This window comes from Streptococcus oralis, from assembly GCF_001588645.1.
In the GTDB taxonomy this organism is placed as follows: domain Bacteria; phylum Bacillota; class Bacilli; order Lactobacillales; family Streptococcaceae; genus Streptococcus; species Streptococcus oralis_AB.
On sequence record NZ_LAYF01000067.1, the window covers coordinates 1 to 232 of the forward strand.

Genomic DNA, 232 nt, shown 5'->3' on the forward strand with positions numbered 1-232 from the left:
AAATCGTCTGATGACATTTGATGCACGTCAATCACAACGTTTTCTTGGCCTAGAGCTGCCTCAACAGATTGTTTGAAGGAGTTGGTACGCTGCACCATGATTTTATCAGTTTGGTCAACTGGTACATCTAGATGAATTGGGAATTCAACTCCCTGTGCTTGCAAAGCTTCTTTGGCTTTAGCAAATTCTGCCTTGGCCTTATCTGGGTTGTAAATGCTATCTTGGGCATCAG

Annotated in this window: 1 pseudogene; it reads right to left on the reverse strand. The window is 43.1% G+C overall.

Annotation, left to right across the window (positions count from 1 at the left end):
- A pseudogene (locus tag A0739_RS09870) lies at positions 1 to 232 on the reverse strand (peptide ABC transporter ATP-binding protein); the annotation flags it as partial.